Origin of the sequence: Streptomyces sp. NPDC060028 (genome assembly GCF_042736725.1) — a bacterium.
Classification (GTDB): domain Bacteria; phylum Actinomycetota; class Actinomycetes; order Streptomycetales; family Streptomycetaceae; genus Streptomyces.
The window spans coordinates 164,381-177,703 of sequence record NZ_JBHWVJ010000005.1 but is presented as its reverse complement, the minus strand read 5'-3'; the positions used below and the strand labels follow the sequence as shown (position 1 = coordinate 177,703).

Annotated in this window: 12 protein-coding genes; 3 read left to right on the top strand and 9 right to left on the bottom strand. The window is 72.3% G+C overall.

The annotated features are described in order from the left end of the window. Nucleotides 1-14: 14 nt before the first annotated feature. The 9 genes from ACFWBF_RS04845 to ACFWBF_RS04805 all read right to left on the bottom strand — a co-directional run bounded on the left by ACFWBF_RS04845 (nt 15) and on the right by ACFWBF_RS04805 (nt 8,408). On the bottom strand, nt 15-674 hold the full coding sequence (locus ACFWBF_RS04845) for a response regulator (protein WP_385595205.1): 660 nt from the start codon (nt 672-674) through the stop codon (nt 15-17). Continuing rightward, nucleotides 671-2,023, bottom strand: a complete 1,353-nt coding sequence (locus tag ACFWBF_RS04840; RefSeq protein ID WP_385595202.1) for a sensor histidine kinase — start codon at nt 2,021-2,023, stop codon at nt 671-673. Before ACFWBF_RS04840 ends, ACFWBF_RS04845 begins: the two co-directional genes overlap by 4 nt. Nucleotides 2,024-2,112: 89 nt before the next feature. Then, nucleotides 2,113-2,802, bottom strand: a complete 690-nt coding sequence (locus ACFWBF_RS04835; RefSeq protein WP_385595199.1) for a response regulator — start codon at nt 2,800-2,802, stop codon at nt 2,113-2,115. Further along, nucleotides 2,799-4,139, bottom strand: a complete 1,341-nt coding sequence (locus ACFWBF_RS04830; protein WP_385595196.1) for a histidine kinase — start codon at nt 4,137-4,139, stop codon at nt 2,799-2,801. Before ACFWBF_RS04830 ends, ACFWBF_RS04835 begins: the two co-directional genes overlap by 4 nt. Continuing rightward, entirely contained in the window at nt 4,132-5,409 is a 1,278-nt protein-coding gene (locus ACFWBF_RS04825) for an acyltransferase (protein ID WP_385595193.1), read from the bottom strand. The genes ACFWBF_RS04830 and ACFWBF_RS04825 overlap by 8 nt, the downstream gene beginning before the upstream one ends. Next, the gene (locus ACFWBF_RS04820) at nt 5,402-6,430 is read right to left on the bottom strand and encodes an alpha/beta hydrolase (protein WP_385595190.1); all 1,029 of its coding nucleotides are present in this window, start codon (nt 6,428-6,430) and stop codon (nt 5,402-5,404) included. Before ACFWBF_RS04820 ends, ACFWBF_RS04825 begins: the two co-directional genes overlap by 8 nt. Before the next feature lie 356 nt (nt 6,431-6,786). Further along, on the bottom strand, nt 6,787-7,176 hold the full coding sequence (locus tag ACFWBF_RS04815) for a nuclear transport factor 2 family protein (RefSeq protein WP_385595188.1): 390 nt from the start codon (nt 7,174-7,176) through the stop codon (nt 6,787-6,789). Between the two features lie 52 nt (nt 7,177-7,228). Further along, the gene (locus ACFWBF_RS04810; RefSeq protein WP_385595185.1) at nt 7,229-7,750 is read right to left on the bottom strand and encodes a MarR family winged helix-turn-helix transcriptional regulator; all 522 of its coding nucleotides are present in this window, start codon (nt 7,748-7,750) and stop codon (nt 7,229-7,231) included. Further along, nucleotides 7,743-8,408, bottom strand: coding sequence for a DJ-1/PfpI family protein (locus tag ACFWBF_RS04805; RefSeq protein ID WP_385595183.1), 666 nt, complete (start codon nt 8,406-8,408; stop codon nt 7,743-7,745). The genes ACFWBF_RS04810 and ACFWBF_RS04805 overlap by 8 nt, the downstream gene beginning before the upstream one ends. A gap of 236 nt (nt 8,409-8,644) precedes the next feature. Between ACFWBF_RS04805 and ACFWBF_RS04800 the strand changes: the two genes are divergently transcribed. The 3 genes from ACFWBF_RS04800 to ACFWBF_RS04790 all read left to right on the top strand — a co-directional run bounded on the left by ACFWBF_RS04800 (nt 8,645) and on the right by ACFWBF_RS04790 (nt 13,286). Beyond that, nucleotides 8,645-10,000 (top strand): aspartate aminotransferase family protein, encoded by a 1,356-nt coding sequence (locus ACFWBF_RS04800; RefSeq protein WP_385595180.1) that lies wholly within the window; start codon nt 8,645-8,647, stop codon nt 9,998-10,000. 107 nt (nt 10,001-10,107) lie between these two features. Next, nucleotides 10,108-10,776, top strand: coding sequence for a GntR family transcriptional regulator (locus ACFWBF_RS04795; RefSeq protein WP_385595177.1), 669 nt, complete (start codon nt 10,108-10,110; stop codon nt 10,774-10,776). A 53-nt stretch (nt 10,777-10,829) separates the two neighbouring features. Beyond that, on the top strand, nt 10,830-13,286 hold the full coding sequence (locus ACFWBF_RS04790; protein WP_385595174.1) for a dolichyl-phosphate beta-glucosyltransferase: 2,457 nt from the start codon (nt 10,830-10,832) through the stop codon (nt 13,284-13,286). Nucleotides 13,287-13,323 lie beyond the last annotated feature (37 nt).

The following is a 13,323-nucleotide window of genomic DNA, read 5'->3' as shown; positions in this document are numbered from 1 at the left end:
GCTGTCCCGGGAGATCAGGCCGGGGTGACCAGCCGGGTCTCGTACGCGTACACCGCGGCCTGGGTGCGGTCCCGCAGGCCCAACTTGACCAGGATCCGGCTCACGTGGGTCTTGATCGTGGACTCGGCGACGATCAGGCGGTCCGCTATCTCCGCATTGGACAGTCCCTGTGCGATCAGTACCAGCACCTCCGTCTCCCGCTCCGTCAACTCATCCACACCCGCCGGGTTCGCGAGCCTCGGGGTCTCCGAGAGCTTCGAGAACTCCGAGATCAGCCGCTTGGTCACCGAGGGGGCCAGCAGCGCCTCCCCGGCCGCCACCACCCGGACCCCGTCGGCCAGTTGACGCGCCGACGCGTCCTTGAGCAGGAATCCGGAGGCCCCTGCCCGCAGGGCCTGGTACACGTACTCGTCGAGGTCGAAGGTCGTCAGGACCAGCACCTTCGCGTCCGTGTCGGCGGCAACGATCTCCCGCGTCGCCTCCAGGCCGTTCATCACCGGCATCCGGATGTCCATCAGCACCACATCCGGCTTCAGCGCCGCCACCTGTGTGATGGCCTCGCGGCCGTCCACCGCCTCACCGACGACCTCGATGCCCTCCATCGCATTGAGCAGGACGGAGAACCCCTCGCGGACCATCATCTGATCGTCGACGATCAGCACCCTGATCGTCATCCCTTGCCCTCCACCGGCTCGGGCTCCGTCTGGGGCCGGCTGGCGACCGGTATGAACACCGCCACCTCATACCCGCCCGTCGCCGTCTTCCCGGCCGTGATCTCCCCCTCCAGCATGGCCACCCGCTCCCGCATCCCGGTGATCCCGTGCCCCGCCCCCGGTGAGGGGCGCACATCCCCGGTCGCCGCCCCATTGACGACGCGTATCCCCAGTCCGCCCAGCACATACGACACCTCCACCCCGGCCACCGCGCCCGGCGCGTGCCGCAGGGTGTTGCTCAGGGCCTCCTGGATGATCCGGTACGCCGACAGCTCCACGCCCTGCGGCAGCTCCCGCACCGCGCCCGTCACCGTCTTCTCCACGCTCAGCCCGGCCTCCCGCACATTGGCCAGCAGCCCGTCCAGCGACGCCAGCGTCGGCTGCGGGGCGTCCGGCGCCTCGTAGTCCGCGGAACGCACCACACCCAGCACCCGCCGCAGCTCCGTCAAGGCCGCCACCGCGTTCTCCCGGATGGTGACGAACGCCGCCTCCAGCTCCGGCGGCGGGTTCTTCACCCGGTACGGCGCGGCCTCGGCCTGGATCGCCACCACCGACATGTGGTGCGCCACCACGTCGTGCAGCTCGCGGGCGATCGTGGTCCGCTCCTCCAGCAGAGTGCGCCGATCCCGCTCGACGGCCGTGACCTCCTGCTGCGCGGTCACCTCCGCCGCGGCATGGCGGCGGATCTGGATGCTGGCCGCGATGGCCAGCGCGAAGGCGGAGAAGACGAACATGGTGAGCTGGCCAGGGCCGCCGACGCCGTAGCGGCTGCTGAAGGCGATCGAGGTGCTCACACCGAAGGCCACGGTGATCGCCCACATCCACGCCGCGACGCGGGGCCCGGTGCGCAGGGTGACCAGGAACATGACCGCGACGTACGAGAAGAAGGTGCCCGGAGTCCAAGGCCAGGTCTCCGACCAGCCGCCGCTCCCCAACGCCCCCGCCAGAGTCACTCCCACGGCCGTCCAGTACGCGGCGATCGGGCGGACCAGGGTCATCAGCACCGGAGCGCCCACCAGCAGCCCGATCGCGAACCGGGTCGTGTCGCTGATGTACGCCTCATGGGTGGTGCCCGCGAAAAGCATCATCACTACGGCCACCGCCCCCACCGCGGCATGGCGGCGCCACACGGCACGGTGGCGTATCCCCTTGGGGAACAGGCGCGCAAAGGCGTCGTCGGCCGAAGCCAGCGCCAGCGGGCGGTAGGCGAAGGCGTCGGTGAAGAGGTCGTGTCGCAGGGACTGCACCAGTCCCGTCGCCATTTTGATCTCCGGTGTCCGGGTGGTCCCCCCGGTGGTCGTCTCGCTCATGTACACGAAGGTACGGGCCGCCCCCCGTCACCCGCGTCGCCGCTGAAGGGGATTTCCCGGCCTCCCCCTCAAGTACTACCCGTGATCCTTCAGTAGCCCGTCGGGCGGATCAGGCCGGTCTCGTACGCGAACACCGCGGCCTGGGTGCGGTCCCGCAGGCCCAGCTTCACCAGGATCCGGCCGACGTGGGTCTTCACCGTCTGCTCGGCCAGGACCAGGTGCTCGGCGATCTCCGCATTGGACAGGCCCTGGGCGATCAGGGAGAGCACCTCGGTCTCCCGCTCGGTCAGCTCGTCGATCCGCGACTTCGTGGGCGCCCGCGGGGCCCCCATCCGGGAGAACTCCGTGATCAGCCGCTTCGTGATGTTCGGCGAGAGCAGGGCCTCCCCGGCCGCGACCACGCGCACCGCCTCGGCGAGCTGGTCGGCCGAGGCGTCCTTGAGCAGGAAACCGGAGGCGCCGGCACGCAGCGCCTCGTACACGTACTCGTCGAGGTCGAAGGTGGTCAGCACCAGCACCTTCACGGCCGAGCCCGGCGCGGAGGTGATGACGGAGGTGGCCTCGATGCCGCCCATGCCGGGCATGCGGATGTCCATCAGGACCACGTCCGGGGCCAGCTCGGCAACCTTCGCCACGGCCTCCGCGCCGTCCACGGCCTGGCCGACCACCTCGATGTCGGGCTGGGCGTTGAGGAGCACGGTGAAGCCCTGCCGGACCATCATCTGGTCGTCGGCGATCATCACCTTGATCGGGCCGGCGGTGTCGGTCGGGGCGCTCATGCGTCCTTCTTCCTCGTGTCGGCGCCGGGGCTCGGCCCCGTCGGGAGTACGGCGCTCACCTCGTACCCGCCGTCGGGACGCGGACCGGCAGCCAGCTCGCCCCCCAGCATGCCTGCCCGCTCGCGCATCCCGAGCAGCCCGTGCCCGGCCCCCTGCGACGGCGGCGCCGGTCTGGTCGGCGCGGTGTTGGCGATGCACAGGTGCAACTCACGGGGCCCGTAGGCGATGCCGACCTCCACGCGGGAGCCGGGCGCGTGGCGCAGGCAGTTGCTCAGAGCCTCCTGCACGATGCGGTACGCGGTGAGCTCGACGCCCGGGGTCAGCGGCCGCCGGATGCCCGCGATCTCGGTGGTGACCTCCAGACCGGCGCCCCGGACGTTGTCCACGAGGCCGTCCAACTCCGCGAGGGTCGGCTGCGGATGGTGCGGAGCGGCCGGGTCGTCCGGGTCCTCGGAGCGCAGCACACCCAGGACGCGGCGCAGCTCGGTCAGGGCCTCCAGCGCGTTCTCCCGGATGCCGGCCAGATTCTCCTTGAGCTCCTCGGAAGGGTTCTCCACCAGGTGCGGGGCGACCTGCGCCTGGATGGAGATCACCGACATGTGGTGGGCGACGACGTCGTGGAGTTCGCGGGCGATGCGGCTGCGCTCCTCGAGCAGGGTGCGGCGGGCCCGCTCCTCCTCCGTGAGGGTCTCCTGCTCGACGAGCTCGCCGCGGGCCAGGCGCAGGGCGCGCAGCGCGTACCCGAGGAGCCCCACGAAGCCGAAGACGAGCGCCGCGCCGATGCTGCTGCTCTGGCTGTGCTCCGGTTTGAAGAGGCCCTCGGCCAGGGCGGTGCAGGCGATCGAGATGCCGACGACGGCGATCGTCACCCGGGGCGGCACCCGCAGCGCGACGAGCAGCACCAGTGGCGCGAACGCGAAGATCCCGCCGGGCGTCCAGGGCCAGGTCTGGCCCTGGCCCACGTGGCCGTGGATCGACCAGGCGGTCAGGCCGGCCGTCAGCAGGCCGAGCCACCAGGCGGGAATCGGCCGGAACATCGCCAGCAGGATGGACACGCCCGTCAGGGCCGAGGTGGCGACCAGGGGGCCGCCGTAGACGTTGTAGTGGTCGCCGATCTGCTCCGCATTGAGGAAGGCGAAGAAGGCAGCGAGGTACGCGACGAGCACGTGCGGCAGCCACGCCAGCCAGCGCGGCCGGGACATCCGGGGCAGCGGGTCCGAGCGCAGGGTGAACAACGCCCGGACCACCTGGCGCCCTTGGGCCCTGCCTTCGGCGGCGGAGGGCGGGGCTTCGGCCAGGGGCGCGCGCTGCTCGGTCACGTCCGCCAGCCTAGGCATGCCCGGCTCCCTTCACCGGCGTGGGCCGGAGGCGCACGGTGCGGGCTGTCGGCACGGTGCGGGGTGTCGGCACGGTGCCGGTGGTGCGAGTGGCGCTGGGTGTCGGCACGGTGCGGCCAGTGCCGGCCGGGCGGTGGGTCCGCGGGGGCCGGGGGCGGGCGCCCTGTTCGTACGTGCGGAACGCGGCCCAGCAGATCGCCAGCGCGGCCGCGAACGCGGGCAGCCACAGCAGCCGGGCGGCTATCCACCCCGCGGATCCGGGCACGGTGTGCAGTCCCGGCAGTTCGGTGGAGACCAGCAGCCCGAGGGCGGTGACGGCCATCATGGCGGTCTGGTGCCAGAGGAAGATCGTCATGGCGGACAGGTTGACCAGGGCCACCTTCGCCCAGGCCCGCGGCCGGCGCATCGCGCGGGCCAGCGGCTCGCGGAGCAGCAGGGCCAGGCCGCACTGGGCCAGGCCGAAGGCCACGGCGGCGAGGGTCGGCGGGTTCAGGTTCGAGACAGCGGCCCCGGGGACCCCGACCATGGACGCCGGATACCCGCCCCAGAGGATCAGCGCGGCCGTGGCCACGCCGCCGCCCAGCAGGAGCGCGGCCGGGGTGCGCCGGGTGAACGCCCCGCGGGACCAGGCGGCGCCGAGGGTGTAGGGGACGAGCCAGCCTGCGGCCACATTGACCCAGGCGATCCACTCGGGCCCGCCGAAGCCGAACCGCCAGACGTCGACGGCGGCCACGACGGCCAGCGGCCACACCGGGCCCAGCCGGGAGACGAGCGGGGTCGCGGCGGTGAGCGCGGCGAAGACGAGGAGGAACCACAGAGGGGAGAGCACCAGCTTGAGCAGCGTCCGGATGGTGTCCGGCTCCACCCCGCCGAGCAGCAGCCCGGCCGACGTCACGGCCCAGAGGACCAGCACCGCGGCCACCGGCCGGAACAGCCGGCCCAGCCGCCGGGCGACCCAAGTGCCGTACGGGACGCCGCGCGCCCGCGCCGATGCGTAGCCCTGGGCTCCGACGTGGCCGCCGACCAGGAAGAAGACGGCCAGGGTCTGGAAGACCCAGGAGACCGGGGCCAGTTCGCTCATGTGGGCGAGCGGACTGGTGGTCTTCAGGCCGCCGTCGGCGGTGGTCAGTGCGGTGACCAGCCAGTGGCCCAGCACCACGCCGAGTATCGCGAAGGCGCGCAGGGCGTCCACGGAGCGGTCCCGGGCGGCCGGGGTCCCGGCGTCGATGCGGTCCGCGAGGGCGGACCAGCGGGCTCGGAGCTCAGACACGGGAGGCCTCCAGGGCGGCGGTGGGGGCGGTGGGCGCAGCGGGGGAGGTGGGCGTCGCGGCGGGGCCGGCCGGTGGACCGAGCACGATCCGGGCCAGGCTGTCGAGGGACTCGGTGCCGGGCTTGAGGTAGTCGCTGTGGCCGACGGCTCCGGTCGCGAAGGGCCGGGCGCCGAAGGCGGGGTCCACGGGGTCGGTGCCGAAGCCGAGCCCGGCGAGCCGTACATGAGGGACGCCGCCTATCCAGTCGCCGCTGCCCCGCCCGGCCCACACGCGGGCGCTCGTCGGCAGGTCGGCGGCGGAGCCGACGCTCGTGCCCGGGCTGCCGAACAGGGCCACGTCGGTGACCTGGGCGCCGGTCGGGGTCCGGGCGCAGACCACGGAACCGTAGGAGTGGCACAGCAGCGAGAGCCGGGCCTCCGGGGCGGTCATCCGCCGCAACCCGTCGAGGAAGGGAGCCAGTTCGGCCGCGGCCTCCTGCGCGCGGCCGGCTGTCAGGACGGTGGTGCTGACCGTGCCGGGGGTGTCGTACCCGAGCCAGGCGACCACGGCGGAGCGGGGGTGCTCGGCCTGGAGGCGCTGCTGCAGGGCGACGGCCCCGGCACGGAACCTTTCATAGGTGTCCAGGGTCGTGTCCGATCCGGGCACCAGGACGGCGATCCGGTCGGCGGTCTCCAGATCGCCGAACACCGCCGTGACGCGGCCCTTGCCGCGGCCGTCGAAGGCGAGGAACCGGGCACTGCCGTCGGCCTCCATGGCGCGGAGCTTGTCGGCGCGGGCGTCGCGGCCGGCGTCCCGCGCCAAGCGGGCGGCCTCGGCGAGGTTGGCGCGGTTGGCCGCGTACCGGGCGAGGGGGCCGGTCTGCTCGGTGAAGGCCACGGGGGCGGGGGCGGGCACATGGGGGGAGGCGGCGGCGGAGAGGGGCACCACGACGGCCGCGGCGATGAGCCCGGCCAGCAGGGTGCGGCGCAGACGGCCGCCGCGGCGGCGGCCGTTGGGACGGGCGGTGGGGCGGCGGGTCATGGCTTCCCGACTCCTTCGTTCGATCCAGAGGGCCGTTGCGAAGGCTGTTGCCAGGCCGTCGCGTTCTCTGGTGTCGAAATTAGGAATCGGACCCCGTCATCGGCGTCCCGCTGCGGAGCCGCCTTTGGCGCTGGCTCTCAGGTATGACAAGGGCTACTTGGGAGCCACACAGGACCTGCCGGTTGCCGTTGCCCACACCCCCGTCGCCCAGGGTCCCGGGATGGTCGAAACGATGGGCGCCGCGACCGGATCGGAAGCGCGCACCGGGGCGAGAACCCCCCGTCCTGCGGCGCCTGACGCCGGCTTCGCCGTGATCGGGGACCGGCAGTTCCTTCCCGGATCCTTGGGCGGGCGGGTCAGTCTGCGCGGAGGGGTTCGACGTAGCCTGCGCGCCAGCGGGGGGCCGGGTCCTGGCCGGGGCTGGTCCAGTACTCCCGCGCGCCCACGATCAGGCCGTCCCGTACGGTCCACAGGGAGACGGCCCGGTAGACGACGTGGTCCTCGGGTATCTCCACCTCCGTGACGACGAGGTCGCCGTCCGCGAGGATGCGCAGGACCTCCACCGAGCTCTCGTCCGCGTAGTCGTCGTCGCTGATCACGGCGATGAAGTTGGCGCGGCCCACGATGCGTTCACTGCTGACGGGCCATTCGATGACGGCGTCCTCGGCGATGAGCCCGGCCACTGCGTCCCAGTCGCGGGCCTCGATCCGCTCCCACAGTCGTGCCACTACCTGCAACGGCTCCATGCGCCGCAGTCTGCGCGGGAATTGTGCGATGCAACAAGCTTTGCTTGCAGGCTTATTGACTTCGCAATGATTGCTCCCCGAGCGCGTCCAGGGCCGCCGCCAGACGTTCCAGGACGCGAACGGTTTCGGCGAAGGCCTCCTCGCCCAGTTCCTCCGTGAGGCGGGTGGCCAGTTCCGCGTGGCCCGGGCCGATCCGGGCGATGGCGGCGCGCCCGGCTTCCGTCGGGCGCAGCAGCTTCGCGCGCCGGTGCGCGGGGTTCGGTACGTACTCGGCCAGGCCCTTGGCGGCCAGCAGGTCCGCGCTGCGCTGCACGCTCTGGCGGGTGATGCCCATGGCGCGGGCGATCCCGGCGACCGGGAGCGGCTCCCGGAGCACGGCCCCGAGCACCTGCCACCAGGCCGCGGTCAGCCCGGCGGGACGCGCCAGCTCCTCCGAAACGGTCAGGAACCGGCCGTTCAGCCGGAACACCCCGAGCGCGGCGCGGCTCAGCAGGTCCTGCCGGGCGCGTACGGGCAGTCCCTCGGCCGGGCCCTCCGGTCCCCCCGCCGGTCCCTCCGCCGGAAGATCAGGCATCGCCGGACTCCGACGCGGCCGCGAGGACGGGGTACGCGCTCGCGTCCGAGTGGTGGAACAGGCGGTACCAGGCGTCGAGCACGTCCGGCCCGTACACCGACAGCCGGGCGAACACCTCGCGGGCGAACGCCACCGGTTCCGTCGGGCCCGCGGTGATCAGGTCGCCGTCCGTGACCGCGTCGGCCTCGACGTACCGCTCGGCGCCCGCGTAGCCGGGCTGCCCGGCCAGGTAGAAGGGGGCCGCGCTGGTGTGCGTACGGCCGTCCAGTACGCCGGCCCGGGCCAGCCCGGCCGTGGCTCCGCAGATCGCCGCGACCGGGACGCCGGCCGCCAGGAACTCCTTCGCCTTGGCCGCGAACGGCGCCAGCTCGTCGCCCGTGTCCCACAGGCTCGCGCCCGTCAGGATCAGCAGTTCGGAGTCCTCCGGGCGCAGGTCCGCGAGGGCCAGGTCGGGCTGGATGCGGACACCGCCCATGGTGGTGACGGACTGCCCGGGTCCGGAGGCGCCGACCGTGCGGACCTGGTGGCCGCGCTGGGTGAGGTGCGCGGTGGTGTGGCCCGTCTCCCAGTCCGCGTAGGTGTCGTAGACCGCGAGGTGAACCTGCCGCCGGGCAGCCGGCCCGTCGGTCTTCGCCGTCTCGCCGGATGTTCCGGTCATGGGGATCGCCTCCACCGTCCGTGCGCCAACCCGTATGCGTATGCGCGCCAACCCGTATGCGCGCATGCGTTAAGGCACGCATGCGTTTATGACAAAAGGCTGTCATCTCGACAGGATACTGTCAATGCCCCGGCCCGCCCCCGCCCCCTCGCACAGACAGACTGCCGAGGCCCGCCCCCCACCCCCATACAGTCCGCCGATGTCCCTCCCCACCTGCGCACTTCTAGCGTGGCCGCATGACCCCTCATGTCACCTCCGGTGCCGCCGTCAAGGCCGCCGACCGCGCACACGTCTTCCACTCCTGGTCCGCTCAGGCCCTGATCGACCCGCTCGCCGTCGCCGGGGCCGAGGGCTCGTACTTCTGGGACCACGACGGCAACCGCTACCTCGATTTCGCCTCCCAGCTGGTCAACACCAACATCGGCCACCAGCACCCCAAGGTCGTCGCCGCGATCCAGGAGCAGGCCGCCAGGCTCTGCACCCTGGCCCCCGGCTTCGCCGTGGAGCCGCGCTCCGAGGCCGCACGCCTCATCGCCGAGCGCACCCCGGGCGACCTCGACAAGATCTTCTTCACCAACGGCGGCGCCGAGGCCGTCGAGAACGCCGTCCGCATGGCCCGGCTGCACACCGGCCGTCAGAAGGTGCTCTCCACCTACCGCTCGTACCACGGGGCCACGGCCGCCGCGATCAACCTGACCGGCGACCCGCGCCGCTGGCCCTCGGACACGGCCGCCGCCGGCGTCGTGCACTTCTGGGGCCCCTACCTCTACCGCTCGGCCTTCCACGCCACCACCGAGGCCGAGGAATGCGCCCGCGCCCTCACCCACCTCGCCGACACCATCGCCTTCGAGGGGCCGGCCACCATCGCGGCGATCATCCTGGAGTCGGTGCCCGGCACCGCCGGGATCATGACCCCGCCCGCCGGCTACCTCGCCGGGGTGCGCGAGCTCTGCGACCGTCACGGCATCGTCTTCATCCTCGACGAGGTCATGTCGGGCTTCGGCCGGACCGGCAAGTGGTTCGCCGCCGACCACTGGGACGTCACCCCGGACCTGATCACCTTCGCCAAGGGCGTCAACAGCGGCTACGTCCCGCTCGGCGGCGTCGCCATCTCCGCCGAGATCGCCGAGACCTTCGCCACGCGCCCGTACCCGGGCGGACTGACGTACTCCGGGCACCCGCTGGCCTGTGCCGCCGCCGTGGCGACGATCAACGCGATGGAGGAGGAGGGCGTGGTCGAGCACGCCGCCCACCTCGGCGAGAACGTGATCGGCCCGGCCCTCGCCGAGCTCGCGGAGCGCCACCCCTCGGTCGGGGAGGTCCGGGGGCTGGGCGCCTTCTGGGCGCTGGAGCTCGTACGGGACAAGGCGACGCGCGAGCCGCTCGTGCCCTACAACGCGGCCGGCGCCGACAACGCGCCGATGGCCGAGTTCGCCGCGGCCTGCAAGGCCTCGGGGCTGTGGCCCTTCGTCAACATGAACCGCACCCACGTGGTGCCCCCGTGCACCATCACGGAGGCGGAGGCCAAGGAGGGTCTGGCCCTCCTCGACGAGGCGCTGACGGTCGCGGACCGTCACACTTCGGGCGCATAGCGTCCACATAACGGACGGTAAATCCGCATACCGGCCACAAAACGGTCGGTTTCAGCCTCGCTGCCTGGCCTATGGTGTCCGAAGATCTATGGAGGAGACGGACCCCTATGCCAGGCAGCGGCGCTGTCACGCGCAACACACTTCGGCAGCAGATCGCGGACGCGCTGCGTGACGAAGTGCTCGCCGGACGTCTGCCGCCGGGGACCGAGTTCACCGTCAAGCAGATCGCCGAGCAGTACGAGGTCTCCGCCACGCCCGTACGGGAGGCGCTCGTGGACCTCTCGGCGCAGGGCCTGCTGGACTCGGTCCAGCACCGGGGCTTCCGGGTCCACGTCTACTCCGTCGAGGACTACCGGGGGATGATCGAGGCCCGGACCCTGGTCGTGGACGGGATCTTCCGCCGGCTCCTCGAACGCGGCACCGGCCCGGGCCACGGCGAGCGGCTGGTGTCGGTGCGCCGGCGGGCGGACGAGGCCAGGCGGGCCGCGCAGAAGGGCTCGCTCGAGGTGCTGATCGGCTACGACCTGCGCTTCTGGCGGGAGCTGAGCGAGCTGGTCGGCAACACGTACATCACCGAGTTCCTGCACCGGCTGCGGGTGCAGACCTGGGTCTTCGCCGTACCGCACCTGCAACGAGCGCCGCAGCAGATGCGTGCCGCGCTCTGGAACGGGCACAGCGAACTCGTGGACGCGATCACGCTCGCGGACGCGGACGAGGTGCGCCGCCTGGTGCACGCCTACAATCAGCACGGCCTGGACTGGGCTGCCGCTCTGTAGACGAGGCGAACGGCTTGAACGGGTTGGACGGGTTGAAGACCAAGAAGAGCAGCTTGCTCGCCCCCCCTGCGCCCGGGGCCGCGGCCGGGGCCGATCCCGCGCCCGGGTCCGTCGGCCTGTCCGTCGTCATCCCGGCCTACGCGGAGGAGGAGCGGCTCGCTCCGACCCTCGACGCCGTCCGGGAGTACCTGGAGCAGCACATCGGGAACGGCCCCGCCGACTGGGAGATCGTCGTCGTGGACGACGGCTCCCCGGACGGGACCGCCGACGTCGTCCTGAAGGCGGCCGACGACCCCAGGATCCGGCTCGTCCGGTCCCAGCAGAACCGCGGCAAGGGCCATGCCCTGCGCCTCGGAGTCGGCGGCTCCCTGGGCCGGCGCGTCCTGATCATGGACGCCGACCTGGCGACTCCGATGGAGGAGCTCGCCAAGCTGGAGCAGTGCCTGGCCGGCGACGAGCACCTCGACGCCGCCATCGGCTCCCGCGCCCACCGCGACTCCGCCATCGAGCGCCATCAGAGCATGCTGCGCGAGGTCCTCGGCCGGGTCGGCAACCGGGTCATCCGCCTGGTGGCCGTCCCCGGGATCCGCGACACGCAGTGCGGTTTCAAACTGTTCGACGGCGACCAGGCCCGCGTCGCCTTCGGTGCCTCCAGGCTGGACGGCTGGGCCATCGACGTGGAGATCCTCCAGTACTTCCGACGCAAGGGGTGGCCAGTGGCCGAGGTTCCGGTCCGCTGGGCGCACCAGGACGGTTCGAAGGTCCGGCCCCTGGACTACCTGCGCACGCTCGGCGAGCTGATGCGGCTGAACGCCGCCGGCATCGCCGTCGCCGCGCTGTACCTGCTGGCCTCGCTCTACCTCTACCAGGGGCTGTGGGGCGGCCTCGACGGGTCGATCCTCGCGGACTCGCTCCAGGACCAGAACCAGTGGGAGTGGTTCTTCGGCGTCACCGCCGACAACATCTCCCATCTGCGCAATCCGCTCTTCACCGACTTCCAGAACACGCCGGACGGCGTGAATCTGATGGGCAACACGGTGATGCTCGGACTGTCCGTGCCGCTGACCCCGGTGACCCTGCTCTTCGGCCCGACCTTCACCCTGGCGCTGGTCTTCACCCTCGGCATCGCCGGGACGGCCTGGGCCTGGTACCGGCTGATCCACCGCCGGCTGACCGAGAGCCGCGTGGCGGCCGCGGTGGGTGGCGCTCTCGCCGCCTTCGCGCCGCCGATGATCTCGCACGCCAACGCGCACCCGAACTTCGTCGTGCTCTTCATGATCCCGGTCATCATCGACCGGGCGCTGCGCCTGTGCGAGGGCAAGAACGTCGTCCGCGACGGGGTGCTGCTGGGCCTGTTCTCCGCGTACCAGGTCCTGCTGGGCGAGGAGCCCTTCCTGCTGGCCGCCATGGGCATGCTGATCTTCGCCCTCGGGTACGCCTGCCACGACCGCGAGGCCGCCCGCCGGGCCGCCGGGCCGCTGGCCAAGGGCCTCGCCGTCGCCGCGGCCGTCTCGGTGCCCTTGGTGGCCTACCCGCTGTACTGGCAGTTCTTCGGCCCCCAGAGCTACCACTCGGTGCTGCACGGCGACGAAGCGGGCAACCCGCTGCGCGCGCTGACCGAGTACTCGGCGCGCTCGCTCTTCGGCGACCCGGAGAACGCCGGCAAGCTCTCGATCAACACCACCGAGCAGAACGCCTTCTACGGGTGGACGCTGCTGGCCCTGGCCGCCGCGATCACCGTGTGGATGTGGCGCCGGCCGGTGGCCCGCGCGCTGGGCATCACCGCGGCCGTGGCGGCCGTGCTCTCCCTCGGCCCCAAGGTCGAGATCCAGAGCCTCGGGATCACCGTCCCCGGGCCGTGGGCGCTCATGCGGCACCTGCCGCTGCTGGAGTCGGTCATCGAGAGCCGCGTCGCGATCATCTGCGCGCCCGTCTTCGGCCTGCTGATCGCCCTGGCGCTCGACCGGGTCACCGGCTTCGGGGCCCGCGAGCACCGGGTCCTCGGGTACATGGCGGTGGGCGCCGCGCTCGTCCCGATCCTGCCGCTGCCGCTGGTGGTCAAGGACCGCGAACCCGTGCCGGCCTTCATCACGCAGGGCCTGTACGAGGACTACGTCAAGGACGGCCGCTCCCTCGTCGCGGTGCCGCTGCCGGACCCTGCGGTGGCCGACGCGCTGCACTGGCAGAGCAGCACCGGCTTCGGTTTCAAGCTGGCCGGCGGCTACTTCAACGGCCCGTGGGGCCCGGACCGGATCGGCATCTACGGCGCCGCGCCTCGGATGCTGTCCAATCTGCTCAGCGACGTCGGCTGGGGCGCCACGCCCCCGGTGGTCACCGAGGAGATGCGGGAGCAGGCCGGCCGGGACCTCGACTCCTGGAAGGCGGGCGTACTGGTCCTGCCGCAGCGCCACAAGCACGCCGAGGAACTGCGCACGACGATCACGGAGCTGCTGGGCCGGGAGCCGGAGCAGGCCGCCGACTGCCTGGTCTGGCGGGTCGGGCCCCGGTAGGTTTTGCGCACCCCTTCGCGGAGCGTGTCCGGCGCAC

Bases quoted from the DNA above. Each gene is read 5' to 3' on its own strand.
- ACFWBF_RS04845 (WP_385595205.1), bottom strand. From the start codon at position 674: ATGACGATCAGGGTGCTGATCGTCGACGATCAGATGATGGTCCGCGAG.
- ACFWBF_RS04840 (WP_385595202.1), bottom strand. From the start codon at position 2,023: ATGAGCGAGACGACCACCGGGGGGACCACCCGGACACCGGAGATCAAA.
- ACFWBF_RS04835 (WP_385595199.1), bottom strand. From the start codon at position 2,802: ATGAGCGCCCCGACCGACACCGCCGGCCCGATCAAGGTGATGATCGCC.
- ACFWBF_RS04830 (WP_385595196.1), bottom strand. From the start codon at position 4,139: ATGCCTAGGCTGGCGGACGTGACCGAGCAGCGCGCGCCCCTGGCCGAA.
- ACFWBF_RS04820 (WP_385595190.1), bottom strand. From the start codon at position 6,430: ATGACCCGCCGCCCCACCGCCCGTCCCAACGGCCGCCGCCGCGGCGGC.
- ACFWBF_RS04815 (WP_385595188.1), bottom strand. From the start codon at position 7,176: ATGGAGCCGTTGCAGGTAGTGGCACGACTGTGGGAGCGGATCGAGGCC.
- ACFWBF_RS04810 (WP_385595185.1), bottom strand. From the start codon at position 7,750: ATGCCTGATCTTCCGGCGGAGGGACCGGCGGGGGGACCGGAGGGCCCG.
- ACFWBF_RS04805 (WP_385595183.1), bottom strand. From the start codon at position 8,408: ATGACCGGAACATCCGGCGAGACGGCGAAGACCGACGGGCCGGCTGCC.
- ACFWBF_RS04800 (WP_385595180.1), top strand. From the start codon at position 8,645: ATGACCCCTCATGTCACCTCCGGTGCCGCCGTCAAGGCCGCCGACCGC.
- ACFWBF_RS04795 (WP_385595177.1), top strand. From the start codon at position 10,108: ATGCCAGGCAGCGGCGCTGTCACGCGCAACACACTTCGGCAGCAGATC.